We start from the raw sequence: 20,829 nt of genomic DNA, 5'->3' as shown, positions 1-20,829 counted from the left end.
ATGGCGGGCCTCTCGATCCGGCTGGACTCACTCGACCTGATGATGCCCATGCACCTGGCTGTCTCGCAGGACGGACGCATCCTGCGAACCGGCCCGACGCTGCGCAAGCTTCGCCCGGACATCGGCCTGCAGGGGGCGGCTCTGTTCGATCTGTTCGATATTCGGAGGCCCCGTGACTGCTGCACCGTCGGGGATTTGCTGGCAAGCGATGGTGGGCGCGTGTCCCTTTCCTTTCGGGAGGGGTCGAAGGAGAGTTTCAAGGGGCTCATCGTGCCGTTGCCCTGCGAGGCTGGAGGGTTGCTCAACCTGTCCTTCGGATTCTCCGTGATTGATGCCGTTCGCAACCACGATCTGACAGCCGGTGATTTCGCGTCCACGGATCTCGCGGTCGAGATGCTCTACCTTGTGGAGGCCAAGTCCGCTGCCTTGCACGAATCCCGCAAGCTGAACCTTCGCCTGCAGGGCGCCAAGGTGGCGGCGGAGGAGCAGGCTTTTACGGATACGCTGACTGGTTTGAAGAACCGTCGCGCCCTGGATCACGTGTTGAAACGCCTGATCGACGATTGTGTGCCGTTTGGGATGATGCATGTGGACCTCGACTTCTTCAAACAGGTGAATGACACCTATGGTCATGCCGCCGGTGACGAGGTTTTGCAGGTCGCGGCGCAGGCTCTCGCCGTGGAAACCAGAGATACCGACACCGTTGCCCGGCTAGGCGGAGACGAGTTCGTTATTATTTTCAAAAGGCTGACAGATGCGGAAGTGCTCACGAAACTGGCCAAGCGTCTGATTGCCCGGATTGAGCAGCCGGTGCCGTACCACGACGATCTGTGCTGTATCTCCGCCAGTGTCGGCATCACCACCAGCCTCATCCGACCTGGCGCGGTCTCGGCCGACACGATGCTGAAAGACGCCGACGTTGCGCTCTATCGCTCCAAGGCTGCAGGCCGCGGGAGGTGTACGGTTTTCTCGATAGTAAAGGAATGACGTAGGGGATGGCGAGTACTGTGCCGGCCGGGACTCGTAGATCGACATTGCGGTTTGTCACCGGCCGCCGCTTGGTCCATTGTCCTGCTCGGCCCCGGCGCCTCCCGCGTGCAACGCGTGTGTTTGGACGGGGCCGGTGTATCGAAGATGGATGGCTCCATGCTCTATATCCTCCGCCACGGTGAGACACGCTGGAACGTGCAGGGCCGGATGCAGGGGAGCCAGGATTCGCCGCTCACCGAGCGCGGGCGCGGCCAGGCGCAATGCCAGGGAGACGTCCTGCGGGCCAACGGCGGGAGTGAGCTTCCGGTCTTCTGTAGTCCACAGCCGCGCGCGATCGAGACCGCGCGGATCGCTCTGCCCGGTGCCCCCATCCGGGAAGACGGGCGCTTGTGCGAGGTTGCCATGGGTCAATGGCAGGGGCTCACGATGGACGAGATCGAAGAGGGATGGCCCGACGCGCTGACGGACCCGCACCCGTTTCTGTGGAAGTTCTTCGCGCCCGGCGGAGAACGTCTGGAGGCCGCTCAGGCTCGTGTCCGCTCCTTTTTGTCCGACTGTCCCGCGTCGGCAGTGATTGTCACCCACGGTGTGACGGCGCTCCTTCTCCGGGGGCAGTTGCTCGGCGCCGACCTCGAAGAAATGGCATGCTACAGGGACGGACAGGGCGCGGTCTATCGCGTCGCAGATGGCCAGCAAACCCGGCTGGAGCGCACATAGATCTCTGGTGCCCCGCTGCTTTCATGCTACTCTCCAGTCGTCACGATTTGCCGGAGCGGTGAGCTGCATGGAGTTGCGTGAGTTTATTACCCGGGCCCAGAGGGTTCAGGACACTGACATGCTCTGGGCGCTCTCGCTGGAGTTCTTTCATGGCTTTGGCGTCAGGATGGTCGGATATCGGTACTTCGTGGGCCTCCCTGACCCCAACGAAGTGCCGGTGATGGCGACCGATGGCATCCCGCAAGCCTTCCTCGAACGGATTCTGAACGAGCGGCTGTATCTGCTTAACCCGATCCCGGACATCGTCTCACGCTCCACTGAGCCCATGTTCTGGTCTGATGTCGCGCGCATGTCGGACCTTCTGGAGGAGGAAACGGCGTTTATTGACGACGTCCTCCAGAAGAACCTCGGTGACGGCCTAGCCATTCCGGTGTTCGGTCCGACCTCGCGCAATGGCCTGTTTCAACTGGCCTATGGCGGCGCCCGCCCGGCAACCAGCCAACGGGACGCGCGTGTGATTCAGCTCGGTGCGCAGTTGGCACATCTGACCTACTGCAAGATGTCGGAGCGCGGACAAGTGGACAGCCACGGCATGACCGACCGCGAGAAGGAGGTTCTTGCGTGGATTGCAAAGGGCAAGTCGAACTCGGTCATTGCCGATATTCTGGGGATATCGATCCATACGGTCGATACGCATGTGCGACGTATTTTCCGAAAACTCGGCGTGAACGATCGCACCACAGCCGCAGTCAAAGGGCTTGGCGTCGGGGTATTGCAACCCGCCGCCTAGGCGAAATCCGACGCCCCCGAACCGGTGTCACGCAGGTTCGGGACTGATCCGAGTGGTTCGAACCCACTATATCCCTTTCATCGAAGGCAGGACGCCACCTGATGTGGCCGGTACACGGGTTTGACGAGCACGCCGCAGAGCTGCGACGGGCCCAGCCGAACACGATGTCGGATACCGGTCCAATTCCAGGTGACGCGTCAGCCCGAACACCCCGGTGGCCTTTTCTCGTTTCGGCCGAAGGGGCGTTCCTTCTCGAAGGAGCGAACTATGCACCACTCACGTGCAGCACCTGCGGGTGGCGCGAGGGCGGCAGGCTCATGGGGATGGCCTGTCGCCCTCTTTTTATTTTAATGACAACAGTGGCTTGCTGGAAGGCGGGCGGATTGAGGCCGGTCGGAAGTTCGACCTTTCAGGCCGGCCCGAGAAAACGGACACGGTCGCGGGTACGGCTCCGATTTGCAAACAACCGGTTAACGGTTCGTGCGCGGGATTAGCGCTGCTGAAATCCGCCTCTCGTGGAATGCGTCCGAATTCAGGAGATTCCCATGAGCACCACCCGTTCCCTTGTGAGACCATTCTCGACCTCCATGTCGGCGCCCATCCCCGGTGGTCGCGGGAATGGGCCAGGCGGAACCTCAAGGATTACCGAAGTGTTCCTGCTGGCAGGTCAGTCCAACATGGCTGGGCGAGCGGATTTCGATGGGGGGCAACTCTATCCGACAGGGGTCATGCAGTATACGCGCGCCGGCACCCTTGTTGCGGCGACGCCACCGCTCGACCACCACAGCCCGCAGGCTGGCAGCATGGGCCTCAGCTTGCAGTTTGCCATCGACTACACGACCGCCAGGCCGAACCGCGATCTGGTGCTCCTGCCCGCAGCGCAAGGCGGATCCGGTTTCGCCGACGGCCACTGGAACTCGGGAGATGACCTGTACGAAGATCTCGTCGCGCGTGCCAACACGCTTTTTGCCGAGAACCCGACATTCCGACTGGCGGGGATTCTCTGGCAACAGGGAGAGGCGGATTCAAAGAGCGTCGAGGCTGCGGAGGCCTATGGCGATCGGCTGGCGGCGATGGTTGCTAGTCTGCGGAACGATGTGACCGCGGCCAGTGCCACGACCCCCTTCGTCTGTGGTGGCCTTTTGCCGTCTATTCCCGTCGACGCTTTCCCATATTCGGCGACGGTTCAGGACACCCTCAAGGAAATCCAGACGCGTTTGACCCATGTGGCATTTGCGAGTTCCGATGGCCTGACCGACATTGGCGACGACCTCCATTTCGATGCGGCAAGTCTGCGTCTTCTCGGTGGGCGGTTCCACACGGCGCTTTCGGACCTGAACAGCGAACTGGTGGACGCCGAGGTCGATCACGTGGAAACCGAGGCCATTGGACACTGGATGTTCGGGGCCGACAACCCGAACCACGACGGGCAGGCTGGAAACAGTCTGAACGAGTTCGGAGATCCGCCGGCTCTCTCGGATGGCTACATGACCCTGGCGCCGGGCCACAAGAACGGGCTGCTGTCCGACCTGGAAGAACCGCAGGACATGACGATGTGTATGGCGATCCGGATGCCCACGGGTGGGCTCGGTGTCATTTCCGGAGGCGCAATGCGGGCAAGTGGCAGTCCCGGTAGCTGTTCCTTCGTGATCCCACCTAGCACCGGACACATTCGGTGCAACACGGTCAACAGCACCGGCGGGATCACCAACAACGATATTCACGCCGCCCCCTACGTGCCGGGGTCGTGGTTTTTTGTCGCCTGGTCGCATGCCTCCACCGGCGAGTTCGTCGGTTTCAAGTCTCACGACGGGGGCAATGTCGTCACAACCGGCTCGGCGCCGCGCGCGATCAATGATGCCGGCCTGAAGCTGGCCGTCGGAGATGTGCACTTCGTGAACGAGATTCCCGGCTTCGACAGTGCCTACGACATCGCCGAGATGGTCTATTTCGACACCGCTCTGTCGAGTGCTGAGATTGGACAGGTGTTCGCGCGGTCCGCGTCGCGCCTGGCCGTGAGAGGGATCGCTTTGTCCGGAGAAATCCCGCCGATGGCGGTGACCTTTGATCAGGCACGCGATCTGGCCCTCGCGGCGGATCCGTCGGGTGTTGCACTGTCGGTGGCAGAGAGCCTGAGTGCGGGGCAGATCTGGCAGGACGTTTCCGCCACGACATCAACGGTCATCGGCGATCCGGTCGGGCAGTGGGGGCAGGCCTTGCAGGCGGGGGGCTTGGAGACGCGACCTACGCTTGGGTTGGTGGACGGGCACCCGGCCATCGTCGGCGACGGGGTGGACGATTGCATGGACCTTCCGTTTGTGCATTCGGGCAGTGAACTCTATCTGGCCGCAGCGGTGCGGCCTGAGTTCCTTGCCTCCAACAGCCGGCTGGTTTCCATCGGTTTGCCGGGGGACGATGACTGGAACGACGATCGGTTCATCAGCGCCATTTCCTGTCAGAGTTCCGGTGTCATCGGACCGAATCGAGGGACAACGACGGCCTACGGGACACCTCCCCCCGGCGCCTTTGTTCTGGAGGTTCTGTCGACAACGACGGCATTGGTGTTCTCGATCAACGGCACGGCTCCCGTGATGGTGCCCCATGGGAACAAGTCGGCCTTTGAAACGCAGGTTCTGCGGATTCACAGGTCGACCAGCGGAGTTGGTGCCGGGGCGTCCGCGCTATTCAACCTCGTGGCCTTGCGCGCCATTCCGGATCAGGCAGCGCGCCAGGGGATCCGCGAAGCCCTCGCCGCGGATTCACCGGTCGTTGCGCTTTGAGATATGGGGCGGGCCAGAGTGCCGGAGCCTTTGCACCCGGGGGAAGCATTGACACGGGGATATGTCGCCCCGTGTGATCGCGGTCGCGACGGGGTTGCACGCTCTGCCAATGATGCGGTATGAACCGCCGCGAGGGTGATTAGCTCAGTTGGTAGAGCGCTTCGTTTACACCGAAGATGTCGGGAGTTCGAGCCTCTCATCACCCACCATTTTTCATGAAATCAAAACCTTGCGAGTTATATCGGCCCGCAGTGTTCAACGCGCATGGCGCCGCAGAGGGCCATGCGCGTTGCGACTGCTATGGCCGATTCCGAGCGTGATATGCACGGGGACAGACGGGCGCGGCAGCTTCTGCCGTCATCGACCGGTGAGGGCCCAGTCGACGAGGCAGATGCAGCCTCCCGGCGCGAAGGCCGCTCCAGCTGTTGTCAACGACTGCCGGAACCGATCCGTTGCGACAAAAAAAACTGCTGACGCGCCCTAGGCCCAGCCGTGGGTCAGTTCGACCGACAGGTTTTTAAGGAACTCCGCGAGCGCCTTGTCATCGGCTCCGTCAACATTCGTGAGACCGTGAAGGCGGACAAAGCTGTCGTTGATGGCGCGGAGATCCTCCTCGGAAAACGGCGTATCCGTCCTTGCGAAACTGCCGACGCTGCGCGTTCCGACATCATTTACCGAGGCAGTGAAACCGTGTTCGATGCCGTGTTCCCGGGCAAGGCCGATGACATTGGCGGGATCGTCACCTTCCAGCTCCGACCAATCGATGATTCCCTCGTTTTGCAAGCCCCACTTGACCGTGGGGTCGTGCATGACCAGCCCTTTCTCGGAATAGACCTTTGCCCAGTCCGGACGGTAGGTCTGAAACAGAAATTTCGGTGTTGAAAAGCTGACATGAAGCGCAACGGCGAAGCCAGCACTGCACGCATCGTTGATCTCCGCCAGAATGACACGAACTTGACCTATGTCGTCCATTTTTTGCCTTTGTTTCCCGGTAGGCCTAGATTGTGAGTGGATCTATACGGCCGCGTGATTGCAGCCTAGCAGAAGTCTCGAAAGTTCGACAACAAACGATCTGGCAGTAGAAATGGCACGAGACGAAATCGAACAGGACAAGGATGTACTGGAAATGCTGGCGCCCGCCGGATTCCACGTCGCCGTCCGTGTTGGTTTCGCGTTTCCGGAATATGAATGGAATACGTTGCCGCGCGCCTGGGTTTGTGTCTACACGCGGGACGCGTTGATGCTCTACGACCCGGTGACCCGATGGATCTACGAGAACACCGGCTCCGTGAGGTGGAGTGAGATTGGGCTGGACGATCCTCGAAACGTCCTCGCACTGGCCGCGAACCACGGGCTGACGTTTGGCGCCGCGATCTGTGTGGTCGACGAGAACGAACCGGGCATTCGCACGTTCGGCACCTTTGCCCGGTCGGACACCGATTTCACCGACGAGGAGATTGCCACGCTCACGGCGCACCTTGCCCGACTCCACCGGCAGGAACCGATCGCGCTGATCCTGACCGATGCCGAGATCGAGACTCTCCGCATGCTTCGGGACGGGCTGCTGACCAAGCAGATTGCCCATGAACTGGAGATCAGCGAGAGCGCGGTGAAACAGCGCCTGAAGAGCGTGAAGACCAAGCTCGATGCCCGGAACACCATTCACGCCGTGACAATTGCGGAGCGTAGGGGCTTGTTCAGAATGGCATAATTGCCACTGACCCAAGTTTATCCGAGCTCGCCCGGAGATTTCGTTTCACAACGCATCCAACCTTGTCATTCTGCCCGAGAGAAACGGTGGGGACCGATGCAAAACATCTGCTTCGACATGGCATCCATGCATGAGCATGGAGACGCGTTCTACGGGTTCCTGCGGCTTCGCAAGAAACTCTTCGTGGATACGCTGAACTGGGACATACCACATAATGATGTGGTCGAGATGGACCAGTACGACAATCCCTTGGCACATTTCTCGCTGGTCGTGCAGGATGGCGAGGTTGTCGGAGGCGCGAGAACGATGCCGGTGGACGCCAACTGGGGTCATCATACGAGCATGTTCAAGGACGCATCGATGGGGCTGCTGGATGGCATTCCTGCCGACCTGATAGACGGACCTTTCGAGCCTTCGGTCAGTTGGGAATGCACCCGGCTGGCGATTTCCGACAAGATCTCGGGGGCCGAGGACCGGACCCGTTGTCTTGACCTGATCGTGGATGGCCTTGCCAAGATTGCAACTGCGAACGGCGCCACCACCCTGGTGTCCCTGTCGCCGCCTGCACTATTGCGGGCGTTGCGAAAACTCGGTCACAACGTCCTGCAGATCGGTCGTGTCTATCGCTGTGAGAACGATGGCCGCAGCTATGCGCTACTGAGCATGCCGGCGCTGACCTCCAGCCAGGCAAGTGCGCACCATCGTCCGCCGCGGCTTCGCGCGGTGTCGTAGCGGCAGCTACACCGGGACGGAACCGGTCCGGGGAAATGGTTTGTTTCCTGATTGGGCCTTAATCAACGCTAGCTTTCCATGCAACCGTCACGTTGCGGGGGCTTGCAAACGGGCTGCAGGCATATGGCGAAAACACAATCCCTATCGAAAAAGACCCCACCGGAGGGCGCAAACTGCGCCCCGGTGAACGTGCATTGCACGCGTCTGTTCGGGGAAAGGAACCTCCCAAGTCTCTCCAACGATTATGTCGATGCGAGGTTTGAGCGGTCGGAAGCCGAGTTCAAAGGCAACTGCTTTGTCGGCGAGCGTTCCATTTTAGGGTTGGTTTCAAAGCGTTTCCTCGGCGACCGCAGTTGACGGTTGGTATTCGCACTCGGTGCGAGAAACGCGAACCAGCAATCATCTAAAACTTCAACAGAATACTTCACGTTTCAACTCCGCCTTCCCAGGGACAATACCAACTTCCGGTCCAATAGAGGCGGAAGCTGGGAACTGGCTTGTTCAATCAATGGAATTCACCTGTCGGGGGACTCCTCCGATGTGCAGGCCGTCGAGCCGGACAGCTTCAGCCTGCGCGCACCGGCCTTGACGAAGCGGGAGAGCCTCGCGGCTTCGTCCACGGCATCGAGCGCAAGGTTGCGCACAAAGTATGACAGGCGCCGGAACCAGGTTGGGATATTCGGATACAGAATAACAACAAAGAACAATAAAACTCCGCCTATCACCAGTAAGTCACCCATTTCCAGCACCTGCCATACCCGTCCCCCCGCCATTGGATAATTGGCGATCCTGGCTCGTGGCGCACCATGTTCAAAGGTGCAGAGTGCCGGTAGATTCTCGAACAATCAGACCAATTGTCTGCAAATTGTTCTTATCTTGTCTTAGGTGGCGGCGCCACAGGGATGGAGCGCTACCGGCGTCGCAGTCGGGACATGCACGCCACTCGGGGTCTTCCCTGCAAGGGCATGGGGCTCGATTGGCCAACCACTTGCCACGGTTCGTTCGGGGGGCGGGTCCGCATGTGGCCGAGGCTGCACCCTCACCCATTTGCAAGTGCCTCCAACGGGACTATCGATGATTCCTTGGCGTACCGGACATCCCTGTGGCCCTGGCACCGATATGGCAACGAGCGCGCCACTGCCCGCAAAGCCCACCGGATTCGAAGGATTGGATCTGCGCGCCCCTCAAACTGCTCAGCCCCAGCGACCAAGCGGCCTCCCGGGGGGTTACTCTCTATGGTGGTGGGCTGCCGTGGGCGCGGGTCGCACCGTAGGTTGCTGCGGGGCCGAAACTCCGCAGCGAGTTCTGCCGCGGGTCTATCAGGCGGCGCTGCGGGCGTCGGCGTCCAGCGCTTTCTTGGCTTCGCGGAATGCCACACAGCCTTCGTCGATCCTCTCGGACAGACGATTGACGACCCGGCCCTGCGAAATGCCGGCATCGGGACAGGCATCGAAATACTGCGCGAGGATCCTTTCCAGGAAGGCCAGCAACCGTTTCGGGTCGGTCTCGCCGCTCTCGCGGACGGCCCAGCCGATGGTCTCGTCGAGGCAGTCCTCGAAGAACCGAGGGGCAAGGTCGACGCCATCCGCATCAGTCCATGCCGGAACCACGTTGTTGTCCTTCAGGTCGCCGGCAACGACAAACAGGGTCTGGGCCGCCGATGTCGTCGACGGGTACTGCCCGCGAAGGATTGCGAGTTGCTGCATACGGTCCATTGTTTCTGTCTCCTCATCTGCTTTCCCTTGAACAGATGGGAGCAACCACGGGATCGCGGAAGGTGCCTGCCTGTAGGATACGGTAGCCAACAGTTGCCGGGGCTGCGCCAGTTGGAGGGCGCGAGTTGCCCGAAAGGGCAAAGCCAGAGACCCGGTTCGGTAATTCAATCGTGACACTGGCAGCGCGGACCTGACGCGCGGTTCGGGAACGCTGGAGCGCGCCTCGTGACCGATGTAGCGTGCCGATCGAACCCAGAACCGGAGGCCCCGCAATGACCCGCTCGAATATCCTGATCCTGATGGTCGATCAATTGAACGGGACATTGTTTCCGGACGGCCCGGCCGACTGGCTGCACGCGCCTAACCTTCGGCGCCTTGCGGAGCGTTCGGTGCGTTTCGCCAATTGTTATACCGGCTCACCGCTCTGCGCGCCGGGGCGGGCAAGCTTCATGTCGGGGGAGTTGCCGTCCGTCACCGGGGTGTACGACAATGCCGCCGAGTTTCCCTCGGACCTGCCGACCTATGCCCACCACCTGCGGCGGGCGGGCTATCACACGTCGCTCTCGGGGAAGATGCACTTTGTCGGACCCGACCAGATGCACGGGTTCGAGGAGCGGCTGACCACCGATATCTACCCGGCCGATTTCGGTTGGACGCCGGATTACCGCAAGCCCGGTGAGAGGATCGACTGGTGGTACCACAACATGGGGTCGGTGACCGGGGCCGGGGTGGCGGAAATCTCCAACCAGATGGAATACGACGACGAGGTCGCCCATTGCGCCTCGCGCAAGCTCTACGATCTGGCACGACGCCACGACGAGCGGCCGTGGTGCCTGACGGTCAGCTTCACCCATCCGCATGATCCCTATCTGGCGCGTCGCCGGTTCTGGGACCTCTACGAGGAGTGCGAGCACCTGTTGCCCGAGGTCGCGGCAATGCCCTATGCCGAGCACGACCCGCATTCGCAGCGGATATTCGATGCCAACGACTGGCGCAGCTACGATATCTCCGAGGACGACATTCGCCGGTCGCGTCGCGCTTATTTCGCCAATATCTCCTATCTCGACGAGAAGATCGGAGAGTTCCTCGACATCCTGCAGGCGACCGATCAGGAGGCGACCATCCTGTTCGTCTCCGACCACGGGGACATGCTGGGGGAACGCGGGCTCTGGTTCAAGATGACCTTCTTCGAAGGGTCCGCGCGGGTGCCGATGATGATCAGTGCCCCGGGGCTGGCGCCTGGTCGGATCGACCATCCGGTCTCGACCATCGATGTCTGCCCGACGCTGTGCGACCTCGCCGGCATCAGCATGGAGGAAATCGCTCCGTGGACACAGGGCCGCAGCCTTTTGCCCGTGATCGGGGGGGCGGAGCGTGGGATGGTGCCGATGGAATATGCGGCCGAGGCATCCTATGCACCGCTGGTCGCGCTGCGCGCGGGGCGGTTCAAATACACACGCTGTGCGCTCGATCCAGAACAGCTTTTCGACCTTGAGGCCGACCCCAACGAGTTGACCAATCTCGTGGCCGCGCCGGCTCACGCGGAGGTGCTGGCGCGTTTCCGGTCCGAGGCCGACGCCCGCTGGGACCTTGAGCGGTTCGATGCCGCTGTCCGCAAGAGCCAGGCGCGTCGCTGGGTCGTCTACGAGGCGCTGCGGAACGGTGCGTATTTTCCTTGGGATTACCAGCCGTTGCAACGGGCCAGCGAACGTTTCATGCGCAACCACATGGACCTCAACGAGGTCGAGCACCGTGCGCGCTACCCGCGCGGAGACTGACCGCGCATGCCCACGCCGGGGCTTCCGACGTCGTCGCCAGCCAGGTGCCGGGGCAGGCGGCGGCGGCCACCGCTTCGCGCGCGGCATCCCCAAGCGGTCGCGCAGGTTTTGCGTGGCCGAGGGGCATGGCAATCGCACGGTACGCCGAGACCTGCGAGGATGGCCGCAAGGACATGCAGAGGAGGGGCTGACGTGACAGGTGACAGTGAAGGGCAGCTCCGCGCGCAAACGGTGGCGTATCGTGCAGGGGCAACGGGGAGCAAGGCACATGTCTGACGCTCCGGAGCAGGGGTTCCCGGTGGCTGAATACGCCGCGCGCACCGCGCGGGCTCAGGCGCTGATGGCTGCGCAGGAGCTGTCCGGGCTGTTGCTGACGACCGAAGCGGAGGTGCGCTATTTCAGTGGTTTTCACACGCTGTTCTGGCAGAGTCCGACACGGCCGTGGTTCCTGTTTCTGCCCGCAGAAGGCAAACCCATTGCGATCATCCCGGAGATCGGCGCCCCGCTGATGCGGCGATGCTGGATCGAGGACATCCGGACATGGCCCGCTCCGCGACCGCAGGACGACGGGCTTGGCCTGTTGACCGACATCCTTGCCCCGCTGGCCGCGCAAGGTGCGCGGGTCGGTCTTCCGAAGGGGCCGGAGACCCATCTGCGCATGCCGCTTGGGGACTTTGAAACCCTGCTTGCCCGTCTGTCCGGTCTCGACATCGTCGATGCCACCGGAATTCTTCGGTCATTGCGGATGGTGAAGTCCGACACCGAGATTGCGAAGATCGCCCATATCTGCGCCATCGGGTCCCGCGCCTTTGCCCGCGTTCCCGCACTGGCCCGGGATGGCCAGCCGCTGGAGGCGTTGTTCCGGGAGTTTCGGCAGGAGGCGCTGGCGCAGGGGGCCGACGATGTGCCCTACCTTGTCGGTGGGGCCGGGCAGGGCGGCTATGGCGACGTGATCTCTCCGCCCACCCGGAAACCCTTGCGAAAGGGCGATATCCTGATGCTCGACACCGGCGCGACCTGGGACGGATATTTCTGCGATTTCAACCGGAACTACGCCGTTGGCACTCCCGATGCCGCCGCGCGTCGTGCCTATGCCGCGCTCTGGCGCGCGACGGAGGCGGCGATCGCTGCCGTCCGCCCTGGCGTCCCCTGCCGGGAATTGCAGGAGGTCATGCAGGCGGAGCTTGGCCCGCAGGGCAGTACCGTCGGGCGGTTTGGCCACGGGCTGGGGATGCAGTTGACGGAATGGCCCTCAATTGCCGGTTTTGACGAGACGGTGCTGCAGGAGAACATGGTGCTGACCCTTGAGCCGTCGCTTGTCCATGGTGCGGGGCATGTCATGGTTCACGAAGAGAACATCGTCGTTCGCGCGGGCGGGGCGGAGCTGTTGACCGAGCGCGCTGCGCCGGAGTTGCCGGTGATCTGAGGAGGCGAAATGAAACTGCAATTCGAAACCGATGCCGGGATTGGTGCCCGCGCGACATTGGGGCTGATCGTCCTTCAGGCGGATGAAACCGTGGAGCCCGAGTTTGCGCGCATGATGGCGCTGGACGGGGTGGCGCTCTATCACAGCCGCATTCCCATGGTCGCGGAGATTGCCACCGACACGCTTGCGCGCATGGAAGCCGCGCTGCCGGATGCGGCCCGGCTCCTGCCCGGCGCGCCCGACTTCGCTGTGATCGGCTACGCCTGCACATCGGCTGCCACGGTGATCGGTTCGGATCGGGTGGCTTTGGCCATTCGATCTGTCTTCCCCGGGGCGCAGGTAACGGATCCTCTCGCCGCGCTGATCGCGGCAGGGCGGCAGCTCGGGCTGCGGCGGTTGGGCTTCGTGACACCCTATGTGCCCGACGTGTCTGTTCGGATGCGTGCGAAACTGGAAGAGGCGGGGTTCGCGATCGCCGGTTTCGGCTCGTTCGAGGAGGCCGATGACCGGATCGTCGGCCGCATCACTGAGCCGTCAATCGTGGCTGCGGCGGAGCAGGTTGCGTCGCAGGCGTCCTGCGACGGGCTGGTGATCGCCTGCACCAACCTTCGTTGTCTTGCCGTGATCCCGGAGATCGAGGCGCGGATCGGCATGCCCGTGCTGTCCAGCAACCTGGCGCTTGGCTGGCATATGCTGAAACTGTCCGGGCTCAAGGGGTCGTTCCCGACGGCCGGGCGGTTGTTCGCGTCTGCCTGAGACCCGGGCCGCGCGGCGATGTGATAGCGGCCCGCTCCGTTCGGAGCGGGCCGCGTTGTCTGGCTGGCGTCCCGGGCGTCAGGGAATGACGCGCTGGCCCGCCTTCGGTCTGGCCGAGAGCTTCAGCAGCGCTCCGATCCCGAGAACGATCCCGCCCACGAGCGCGAAGCCCAGAACCGCGGCCGTGCGACCATCCGGCTGCGGGATCAGCGGCAGAAGGAAGATCGTGCCGCCGTAGATCATCGCCAGCGTGCCCAGCTTGTTGCGCTGCTCCAGATCGGTCTGGCTGACACCTTCTTCGGAGACCACCGGGGTGGCGATATCTTCGAAGAACGCATCGACCTCGTCATGACGCCGATCCGTCAACCCGTTGTAGAAGAAGCGGGTGAAGAAGAAGAAGCCGGTGGTGACGGTCAGGTGCAGGGCCATCGAGACGATGAACACCAGGTCGCTGCCTTCGCGGCTGGTGAATTCGACGCCGAAGATGCCGCCGAGCACGTCCGAGGTGAGCACATATTTCGACAGCAGCGAGACGCCCACACCGACCAGGACAGTTGCCCAGGGCGCCCAGTCCGGTACCTTTTTGACGAACACGGCCAGGAACAGCGGGATCAGGATCGGCATCTGGATCAGGCTGCCCATCTGCAACATGATGTCGAAGAGGCTGATCTCCTTGAGAGAGGAGATGAACAGCCCGACCAGCACGATGACCACGCCGAAGCAGAAGGTGATCACCTTTCCCACGACCATAAGCTCGGCATCGGTGGCCCGGCCGCGCTTGATGACCGGCTGGTAGAAGTTCATGCACATGATCCCGGCGGAGCGGTTCAGCCCGGAGTCCATCGACGACATCGTGGCCGAGAAAAGCGCGGCCATCATGATGCCCACCATCCCGACCGGCATCGCGAAATCGACGAAGGCAAGGTAGGCGGCGTCGGGGGCCTTGTTCCCCAGCGTCGGGTATTGCGCGGCCAGGTCCACGCCCATGACGGCCGTGGCCATCGGTGGCAGGAACCAGATGAACGTGCCCGCGAACATCAGAACCGAGGCCAGCAGCGCTGCCTTCTTGGCGTGGCTGCTGTCCTTCGCCACCAGGTAGCGAGAGGCGTCGTACATGTTGTTGGTGGAGAAGATCTGTTTGGAGATCGACATCAGCGCCCACACGACGAAGAGGCCGAAGTAGTTGATGTCATTGGTGAGCAGGTCGTTGGGGAACTCGGCGATCACCGTGCCGACACCAAACTCGGCGGCGACGAACACCGTCGCGGTGATCGAGATTGCCATGATCACGAGCATCTGCACGTAGTCGGAGGCGACAACCGCCCAGGCGCCCCCTGTCAGCGACACGAACATCACGATCATGCCGGTGATCACGATGGTCCATTCAATGGAGATACCGAACACGGCAGAGGTGAAGATCGCAAGACCATTGAGCCAGATCCCGGCCTGGATAACGCCGAGCGGCACTTGGGCCCAGGTAAAGAACTGTTCGTTTACAGGGCCATAGCGTCTCCGGATGGCGTCCACGGGGGTGATGCACCGGGTCTGGCGGAACATCTCTGCCACCAGCAGGAACGATACGAAATACCCGATCGAGTTGCCGATGAAGATGACCGCGACCGCGAGGCCGTCGTTGTAGGCTTTGCCGGCGGCCCCGGTGAAGGTCCAGGCGCTGAACTGCACCATGAAAGCCGAGGCGCCCGTCATCCACCACAGGAGCTTTCCGCCGCCGCGGAAGTAGTTGCTGGGGGTGTTGGACTTGCCGCTGAACAGCAATCCGATGGCGACGATGAACACGAGGTAGAGAACGACGAGGGCAAAATCGACCCTTCGCTCAAGCAGGGATACCAACAGCTCGTTTTCCATGGGCTCTCCTTGAAAACGCGGAATGCCCGGACGGGGGGTCCCGAAGGGCGACGTGGGATGAGATCGGGTCGTCGGCTACATCGACTTGCCCGGATGGAGAAGTCGACGTCCGTGTCCCGGGGAAGTGCCAGACTCGCGCGGGCGCGCGCTTGTCAACGGCGGCGCTACCGGGCTCTGCGGGAATCGGCAAGCCCGCATTTGCACGACCTGAATGCGACGCGGCGGCACCAGGGGTCGGTATACTTGCGGCAACGTCAGAGGCGCCGCTTGCGGCGCAACGAGTGGCGGATGACGGGGCAGGCCGGGATTCAGCAATGGTCCGGTTGGTCCTAGGGACAGGGAATAATTTGATATTATTTGTAAATCGTCTCCCAAACAATGTAAAAAACCATGCTTCGGGCAAGAGGTAGCACGACGGTCGTGGCGGCCGATTGGGTCGCCAGCCATAGTGGCCGGAGCCACGGGTGGGCGCAGGATTTCCGGGTCAGAGTTTCGACGGGCGCATGGCGGTTTTCACCTGAAAGCAAGGCTTTAGCGGACGAAACGCCGCAGCCCGGTCGGGTTGAAAAAGGCCATGCGGAAACCGTGTCGACTGGCCCGGGCGCGCCGGAAAACGGCCGCCCGCACCGAGTCGGCGTCGGTCACCTGAGCCAGCGGTCGTAGTCGCTGACGAGCAGGTGGGTCGGGTCGACATCTTCTTCGATCTCCGCAAAGCGCCCGAGAGGTTCGCGGAATATGTTGTCGGTGAGGTCGTCGTTGACCGTGGAGACCTCTCCGATCAGCACGTCGCCGCCTTCGCCCCAGAATGCGTGCCAGTCGCCCGGCATCAGGGTCACGCTTTCGCCCGGCTGGAACAACAGGACCTCGCCGGGCGTGAAGCTGCGGGGCAATCCGTCACACATCACTGTACCGCCGGCGGTTTCGTCGAAATTGCCGTCCGCGTCGGAACCATAAAGCTCGATGGCCATGGTCGCGCCGCCGCGGTTGATGATGTCTTCGGCCTTGATGACGTGCGTGTGACAGGGGCTGATCTGGTCCTGTCGGGAAATCAGCAGCTTCTCGGCGTAGCACATGCCGCCGCCGCGTCGCAGGTCGCCCAGATCGCCGTTGCGAAGGGTAAACAGGAACAGCCCGAGCTTGTCGAAATCCCCCTGGCCATAGTCGGTGATGTCCCAGCCCATGCGGGCGTCGATCACGCGGCTGGCGGATTGGGCCTTTTGCCGGAACTCTTCCGGCGTCCAGTAAGCGAAAGGGGGAAGCACAAAGCCGTAGTGCCGGATCATATCGTCGGCGGCGGCCATGATCTCGTTGATCGTGGAGCGTTTCATCGGGGCAGGCTTTCTAGCGGATGCGTTTGGTTGTTGCGGGGTCAAAATACACGGCCTTGGCCATGTTGAAGGAAATCGGGGAGAAGGCGCCCAACTCGATCCTGGCGTCGGCGCGGAAACGGGCAATGCACTCCTTGCCTCCCAGTGGGGTCAGCGCGAAGGTGTCGGAACCGGCTGGTTGGCTGACCTCGATGAAGCAGTCGCGGGTCTCGATATGGGGCGAGGTGCGGTCGGCGCCGTCGGGATCGGTCATTGCCTCCGGGCGAATTCCGAACACGATCGGACCACCGACATGGGCGCGCATTTCGTCCGTCTCCGGCACCGGCAGGGCGATCGAGCTGCCGCCGTGCCCTTCGATCCGGACCTGCAACGACCCATCGACCTGTTCCAGCGTGCCATTGATCAGGTTCATCGACGGCGACCCCATGAAGTCCGCCACGAACATGTTGGCGGGGTCGTTGTAGATCTCGTCCGGGGTGCCGAACTGTTGCAGGTAGCCCGCCTCCAGAACCGCGATCTTCGTGGCGAGCGTCAGCGCCTCGATCTGGTCGTGGGTGACATAGACGATGGTCGTCGCCATGCGATTGTGCAGGCGTTTGATCTCCGTGCGCATGTCCACGCGCAGCTTTGCATCGAGGTTGGAGAGCGGCTCGTCGAAGAGGAAGACCTGCGGATGGCGGACAAGCGCGCGCCCCATGGCGACCCGCTGGCGTTGACCGCCGGAAAGCTGCGAGGGTTTGCGGTCGAGCAGGTTGCCGATCTGGAGCATGTCGGCGACCTCCTGGATCGCCTTGTCCCGTTCCACCTTGTCGATGCCACGGATCTCCATCCCGAAGGAGATGTTCCCGCGCACCGTCATGTTTGGGTAGAGCGCATAGCTCTGAAACACCATGGCGATGTCGCGCTTGGAGGGGTGCAAGCCTTCCACGTTGCGATCGCCGATGCGGATCTCGCCACTGGTGATCTTTTCCAGGCCGGCGATACAGTTCAGCAGGGTGGACTTGCCGCAGCCCGAGGGCCCGACGAGGACGAGGAAGCCGCCGTCCTCGATCTCAAGGTTGATCCCCTTCAGCACGTCGACCGAGCCGAAGCTTTTCACGAGGTTGTCAATGGTCAGAGAGGCCATGGGCTTATCCCTTCACGGCGCCGGCCATCAGGCCACGCACGAAGTAGCGTCCGGAGACGATGTAGACGATGAGGGTCGGCAGGGCGGCGAGGATCGCGCCGGCGAAGTGCACGTTGTATTCCTTCACCCCTGTCGAGGAGTTCACAAGGTTGTTGAGCGCCACCGTGATGGGCGTCGACTCGTAGCCCGAGAATGACGCCCCGAAGAGGAAGTCGTTCCAGACATTGGTGAACTGCCAGATGATGGTGACGACGAAGATCGGCCCGGAGGAGGGCACGAGGATTCGCCAGAACACCTGGAAAAAGCTCGCCCCGTCGATCTGCGCCGCGCGCACCAGTTCCGTCGGGAAGGCCGCGTAGTAGTTGCGGAAGAACAGCGTGGTGAAGCCGAGCCCGTAGACCGTGTGCACCAGGATCAGCCCGCCGAGCGTGCCCGCCAGCCCCAGCATGCCGAGGATGCGCGCCATCGGGATCAGCACGATCTGGAACGGGATGAAGCAGGCCAGCAGCATCAGTCCGAAGACGAGGTTCGACCCGCGAAAGGCCCATTTCGTCAGCACGTAGCCGTTCAGCGCGCCGAGGAATGTCGACAGGGTCACGGCCGGCACGACCATGATGATCGAGTTGAGGAAATAGGGCTTGAGCCCGGTTGCCTCGACGCCGATCTGGGTCTGCGACCAGGCCTGCCGCCAGGGTTCGAAGGTGATGTCCTTTGGCGGCGCGAGCATGTCGCCGCCGCGGATCTCGTCCAGGGTCTTGAGCGAGTTCGAAACCATGACCCAGAGCGGCAACAGGTAGTAGATCACGAAGAAGATCAGCAGCACGTAGATCGCCACGCGCATCAGGCGGCCGGACTGGATGGCATTGTCCTGACTGGGAATGCTCATCGCTTGTCTCCTCCCGCCCGGATTTCACTGTAGAGATAGGGGATGATGATCGAGAAGATCATGATCAGCATGATGATCGCCGAGGATGCACCGACCCCCATCTGGTTGCGGGTGAACGTGTAGGAATACATGAAGGTCGCCGGCATCTCGGTCGCCCGGCCCGGGCCGCCTCCGGTCATCGCCACGACGAGGTCGTAGGACTTGATGGCCAGGTGGGTGAGCACGACGAAGGCCGACAGGAAGACCGGGCGCATCAACGGGATGATGATCTTGCGATAGATCAGGAACCCGCTGGCACCATCGACCTGTGCCGCCTTGATGATTTCGTTGTCGACGCCGCGCAGACCGGCGAGGAACATCGCCATCACATAGCCGGAGCTTTGCCAGATCGCGGCAATGACGATGGTGTAGATCGCGTAGTTGCGGTCCTTGATCCAGTTGAACTCGAAACTCTCCCAGCCCCATTGGTGCATGGTGTTCTCAAGTCCGATGCCAGGGTCGAGGAACCATTTCCAGGCGACGCCGGTCACGATGAAGGAGATCGCCATCGGGTAGAGATAGACCGTGCGGATAAAGCCTTCTGCGCGGATCTGCTGGTCAAGCAGGATGGCGAGGAAGAGCCCGAGCACGGAGGAAATGACGATATAGAGGATGCCGAATATCGCCAGGTTGGTGAGGGCGATGTTCCAGTGTTTGAGTGCGAAGAGCTTGGAATAGTTTTCAAGCCCGATGAACTCGTTGTTGGGGAGCATCCGCGAGTCGGTCATCGACAGCCATCCGGTGTAGAGGATGAACCCGTAGACCACGATCAGGACGGCGACGAAGCTGGGCGCGAGCACGATGCGCGGCACCCATTCCTGTAGTCGATCTCTCATGAAACCACCGATATGTGGGAGGGACCGGCAGGCATTGCGCCCGCCGGTCGCTGGTGGGTGCGCGACATGCGAGGATGCGCGCGCCCGGGGAAGGCGCTTACATTGCCGCTTCGACGGCGTTCGCGAGCTCTTCGGCGGCCTCTTCGGCGCTGTATTCACCGTTCAGATGCGCGGTGACGACGTCGAAGATGGCGCTCTTGATGTTGGAGCTGGCACCGTGGCCATGCGCCATCGAGCCTTGCAGCGTGCCGTTCGCGGCGGCCTCGGCCAGGTCGGCCATGCCCTTCTTGCCACAAGCGTCGAACTCTGTGTCGTCGATGTCGGTGCGCGCCGGAACCGATCCCTTCACAAGGTTGAAGGCAACCTGGAAGTCCGGGTTCATGACGGCGGAGGCCATCATCTTCTGCGCTTCGACCTGCTCTTCGGCCACGTCGAACATGGCGAATTGATCGGAGTTGAACAGCACGGAGCCCTGCGTGCCCGGGAAGCGGATGCAAACGAAGTCCTCGCCCGGCACCTGTTCGGCCTTCACGAACTCGCCTTTGGCCCAGTCGCCCATGGCCTGCATGCCGGCCTCGCCGTTGATGACCATGGCGGAGGCCAGGTTCCAGTCGCGGCCCGAGAAGTTGTCGTCGAAATAGCCGCGGAGCACTTCCATGCGCTTGAACGCTTCGACCATCATCTCGCCGCTCAGCGCCTCGGGATCCTGCTCGATGATCGCCTTCTTGTAGAAGTCGTCGCCGAGGCCGAGCACAACCGAGTCGAACACGGTGCCGTCCTGCCAGGCCTGGCCGCCATGTGCCAGCGGCACGATGCCGTTGGCCTTCATCGCATCAAGCACGGTGATCAGTTCTTCCCAGGTTTCCGGCGCCTTGCCGCCAGCGGCGTCCAGCGCGTCCTTGTTGATCCACATCCAGTTGGTGGAGTGCACGTTCACCGGAGCGGCGATCCACTTGCCATCCCACTTGGAGAACTCCTGAAGCGCCGGCGGCACGACTGCGTCCCAGTCTTCTGCGGCGGCAACGTCGGAGAGGTCACCCAGGAAGCCTTCCGCCGCCCAGTCCTTGATGTCGAAGCCCAACATCTGCACGGCGGTCGGCGGGTTGCCGGAGGTCACGCGGGCGCGCAGAACCGTCATGGCCTCGACGCCGGATCCGCCAGCCACGGGCATGTCCTTCCAGGTGACGCCTTTGCCCTCAAGGTCTTCCTTGAGCACGTTCAGCGCTGCGGCTTCGCCGCCGGAGGTCCACCAGTGGAGCACTTCCACTTCGGCGGCCGTCGCCATCGATGCGGCGCAAAGCACGGCAACAGATGCGGTGGATTTCAGAGCAAGCTTGAGTTTCATTTTTTCCT

At 62.3% G+C, this 20,829-nt stretch carries 18 protein-coding genes and 1 tRNA gene; 10 read left to right on the top strand and 9 right to left on the bottom strand.

The window, feature by feature from the left end:
• From CLV78_RS05785 to CLV78_RS05765, 5 genes are all read left to right on the top strand, one after another.
• The gene (locus CLV78_RS05785; protein ID WP_106203851.1) at positions 1–987 is read left to right on the top strand and encodes a GGDEF domain-containing protein; all 987 of its coding nucleotides are present in this window, start codon (positions 1–3) and stop codon (positions 985–987) included.
• 159 nt (positions 988–1,146) lie between these two features.
• Positions 1,147–1,707 (top strand): histidine phosphatase family protein, encoded by a 561-nt coding sequence (locus CLV78_RS05780; RefSeq protein WP_245924850.1) that lies wholly within the window; start codon positions 1,147–1,149, stop codon positions 1,705–1,707.
• Between the two features lie 67 nt (positions 1,708–1,774).
• A complete protein-coding gene (locus CLV78_RS05775) occupies positions 1,775–2,497 on the top strand; it encodes a helix-turn-helix transcriptional regulator (RefSeq protein WP_158263449.1) in 723 nt (240 codons plus the stop codon).
• 545 nt (positions 2,498–3,042) lie between these two features.
• Complete coding sequence (locus tag CLV78_RS05770; RefSeq protein ID WP_106203848.1) at positions 3,043–5,277, top strand: sialate O-acetylesterase; 2,235 nt, start codon at positions 3,043–3,045, stop codon at positions 5,275–5,277.
• A 133-nt stretch (positions 5,278–5,410) separates the two neighbouring features.
• Positions 5,411–5,486: transfer RNA gene (locus CLV78_RS05765), tRNA-Val, on the top strand.
• A 271-nt stretch (positions 5,487–5,757) separates the two neighbouring features.
• On the opposite strand, the gene CLV78_RS05760 is transcribed toward CLV78_RS05765, so the two are convergent.
• Positions 5,758–6,249, bottom strand: a complete 492-nt coding sequence (locus tag CLV78_RS05760; RefSeq protein ID WP_106203847.1) for an autoinducer binding domain-containing protein — start codon at positions 6,247–6,249, stop codon at positions 5,758–5,760.
• A 112-nt stretch (positions 6,250–6,361) separates the two neighbouring features.
• Between CLV78_RS05760 and CLV78_RS05755 the strand changes: the two genes are divergently transcribed.
• Together CLV78_RS05755 and CLV78_RS05750 are read left to right on the top strand one after the other, a co-directional pair.
• Positions 6,362–6,988, top strand: coding sequence for a helix-turn-helix transcriptional regulator (locus CLV78_RS05755; RefSeq protein WP_106203846.1), 627 nt, complete (start codon positions 6,362–6,364; stop codon positions 6,986–6,988).
• A 96-nt stretch (positions 6,989–7,084) separates the two neighbouring features.
• Entirely contained in the window at positions 7,085–7,720 is a 636-nt protein-coding gene (locus CLV78_RS05750; RefSeq protein ID WP_106203845.1) for an acyl-homoserine-lactone synthase, read from the top strand.
• A 515-nt stretch (positions 7,721–8,235) separates the two neighbouring features.
• Here the strand turns inward: CLV78_RS05750 and CLV78_RS23605 are convergent.
• Complete coding sequence (locus CLV78_RS23605; protein ID WP_146136642.1) at positions 8,236–8,565, bottom strand: hypothetical protein; 330 nt, start codon at positions 8,563–8,565, stop codon at positions 8,236–8,238.
• A gap of 474 nt (positions 8,566–9,039) precedes the next feature.
• Positions 9,040–9,435 carry a hypothetical protein gene (locus tag CLV78_RS05740; RefSeq protein WP_106203843.1) on the bottom strand — a complete coding sequence of 132 codons (396 nt, stop codon included), beginning with the start codon at positions 9,433–9,435 and terminating at the stop codon, positions 9,040–9,042.
• Between the two features lie 272 nt (positions 9,436–9,707).
• Here CLV78_RS05740 and betC point away from each other — a divergent pair, with 272 nt between their 5' ends.
• The 3 genes from betC to CLV78_RS05725 all read left to right on the top strand — a co-directional run bounded on the left by betC (position 9,708) and on the right by CLV78_RS05725 (position 13,395).
• A complete protein-coding gene (gene betC / locus CLV78_RS05735) occupies positions 9,708–11,213 on the top strand; it encodes a choline-sulfatase (protein ID WP_106203842.1) in 1,506 nt (501 codons plus the stop codon).
• 268 nt (positions 11,214–11,481) lie between these two features.
• Positions 11,482–12,639 carry a M24 family metallopeptidase gene (locus CLV78_RS05730; protein WP_106203841.1) on the top strand — a complete coding sequence of 386 codons (1,158 nt, stop codon included), beginning with the start codon at positions 11,482–11,484 and terminating at the stop codon, positions 12,637–12,639.
• Between the two features lie 9 nt (positions 12,640–12,648).
• On the top strand, positions 12,649–13,395 hold the full coding sequence (locus CLV78_RS05725; protein ID WP_106203840.1) for a maleate cis-trans isomerase family protein: 747 nt from the start codon (positions 12,649–12,651) through the stop codon (positions 13,393–13,395).
• Between the two features lie 78 nt (positions 13,396–13,473).
• Here the strand turns inward: CLV78_RS05725 and CLV78_RS05720 are convergent, their stop codons facing one another.
• The 6 genes from CLV78_RS05720 to CLV78_RS05695 all read right to left on the bottom strand — a co-directional run bounded on the left by CLV78_RS05720 (position 13,474) and on the right by CLV78_RS05695 (position 20,821).
• Complete coding sequence (locus tag CLV78_RS05720) at positions 13,474–15,261, bottom strand: sodium:solute symporter family transporter (protein ID WP_106203839.1); 1,788 nt, start codon at positions 15,259–15,261, stop codon at positions 13,474–13,476.
• 641 nt (positions 15,262–15,902) lie between these two features.
• On the bottom strand, positions 15,903–16,589 hold the full coding sequence (locus CLV78_RS05715; protein ID WP_106203838.1) for a D-lyxose/D-mannose family sugar isomerase: 687 nt from the start codon (positions 16,587–16,589) through the stop codon (positions 15,903–15,905).
• A 13-nt stretch (positions 16,590–16,602) separates the two neighbouring features.
• Positions 16,603–17,715, bottom strand: coding sequence for an ABC transporter ATP-binding protein (locus CLV78_RS05710; RefSeq protein WP_106203837.1), 1,113 nt, complete (start codon positions 17,713–17,715; stop codon positions 16,603–16,605).
• Positions 17,716–17,719: 4 nt separating this feature from the next.
• Positions 17,720–18,601, bottom strand: a complete 882-nt coding sequence (locus CLV78_RS05705) for a carbohydrate ABC transporter permease (protein WP_106203836.1) — start codon at positions 18,599–18,601, stop codon at positions 17,720–17,722.
• The gene (locus tag CLV78_RS05700; RefSeq protein ID WP_106203835.1) at positions 18,598–19,476 is read right to left on the bottom strand and encodes a carbohydrate ABC transporter permease; all 879 of its coding nucleotides are present in this window, start codon (positions 19,474–19,476) and stop codon (positions 18,598–18,600) included. The genes CLV78_RS05705 and CLV78_RS05700 overlap by 4 nt, the downstream gene beginning before the upstream one ends.
• A gap of 97 nt (positions 19,477–19,573) precedes the next feature.
• Entirely contained in the window at positions 19,574–20,821 is a 1,248-nt protein-coding gene (locus CLV78_RS05695) for an ABC transporter substrate-binding protein (RefSeq protein WP_106203834.1), read from the bottom strand.
• Positions 20,822–20,829 lie beyond the last annotated feature (8 nt).

The organism is Aliiruegeria haliotis (assembly GCF_003003255.1).
Lineage (GTDB): Bacteria > Pseudomonadota > Alphaproteobacteria > Rhodobacterales > Rhodobacteraceae > Tropicimonas > Tropicimonas haliotis.
Note: the sequence above shows the minus strand (reverse complement) of the source record. Positions and strands in the feature narration are given on the sequence as shown.

What these genes read in the sequence shown, in the direction of transcription:
- CLV78_RS05730 (WP_106203841.1), top strand. Translation starts at nt 11,482, where the DNA reads ATGTCTGACGCTCCGGAGCAGGGGTTCCCGGTGGCTGAATACGCCGCG.
- betC (WP_106203842.1), top strand. Translation starts at nt 9,708, where the DNA reads ATGACCCGCTCGAATATCCTGATCCTGATGGTCGATCAATTGAACGGG.
- CLV78_RS05755 (WP_106203846.1), top strand. Translation starts at nt 6,362, where the DNA reads ATGGCACGAGACGAAATCGAACAGGACAAGGATGTACTGGAAATGCTG.
- CLV78_RS05780 (WP_245924850.1), top strand. Translation starts at nt 1,147, where the DNA reads ATGCTCTATATCCTCCGCCACGGTGAGACACGCTGGAACGTGCAGGGC.
- CLV78_RS05715 (WP_106203838.1), bottom strand. Translation starts at nt 16,589, where the DNA reads ATGAAACGCTCCACGATCAACGAGATCATGGCCGCCGCCGACGATATG.
- CLV78_RS05740 (WP_106203843.1), bottom strand. Translation starts at nt 9,435, where the DNA reads ATGGACCGTATGCAGCAACTCGCAATCCTTCGCGGGCAGTACCCGTCG.
- CLV78_RS05750 (WP_106203845.1), top strand. Translation starts at nt 7,085, where the DNA reads ATGCAAAACATCTGCTTCGACATGGCATCCATGCATGAGCATGGAGAC.
- CLV78_RS05760 (WP_106203847.1), bottom strand. Translation starts at nt 6,249, where the DNA reads ATGGACGACATAGGTCAAGTTCGTGTCATTCTGGCGGAGATCAACGAT.
- CLV78_RS05695 (WP_106203834.1), bottom strand. Translation starts at nt 20,821, where the DNA reads ATGAAACTCAAGCTTGCTCTGAAATCCACCGCATCTGTTGCCGTGCTT.
- CLV78_RS05700 (WP_106203835.1), bottom strand. Translation starts at nt 19,476, where the DNA reads ATGAGAGATCGACTACAGGAATGGGTGCCGCGCATCGTGCTCGCGCCC.
- CLV78_RS05775 (WP_158263449.1), top strand. Translation starts at nt 1,775, where the DNA reads ATGGAGTTGCGTGAGTTTATTACCCGGGCCCAGAGGGTTCAGGACACT.
- CLV78_RS05720 (WP_106203839.1), bottom strand. Translation starts at nt 15,261, where the DNA reads ATGGAAAACGAGCTGTTGGTATCCCTGCTTGAGCGAAGGGTCGATTTT.
- CLV78_RS05770 (WP_106203848.1), top strand. Translation starts at nt 3,043, where the DNA reads ATGAGCACCACCCGTTCCCTTGTGAGACCATTCTCGACCTCCATGTCG.
- CLV78_RS05725 (WP_106203840.1), top strand. Translation starts at nt 12,649, where the DNA reads ATGAAACTGCAATTCGAAACCGATGCCGGGATTGGTGCCCGCGCGACA.
- CLV78_RS05785 (WP_106203851.1), top strand. Translation starts at nt 1, where the DNA reads ATGGCGGGCCTCTCGATCCGGCTGGACTCACTCGACCTGATGATGCCC.
- CLV78_RS05705 (WP_106203836.1), bottom strand. Translation starts at nt 18,601, where the DNA reads ATGAGCATTCCCAGTCAGGACAATGCCATCCAGTCCGGCCGCCTGATG.
- CLV78_RS05710 (WP_106203837.1), bottom strand. Translation starts at nt 17,715, where the DNA reads ATGGCCTCTCTGACCATTGACAACCTCGTGAAAAGCTTCGGCTCGGTC.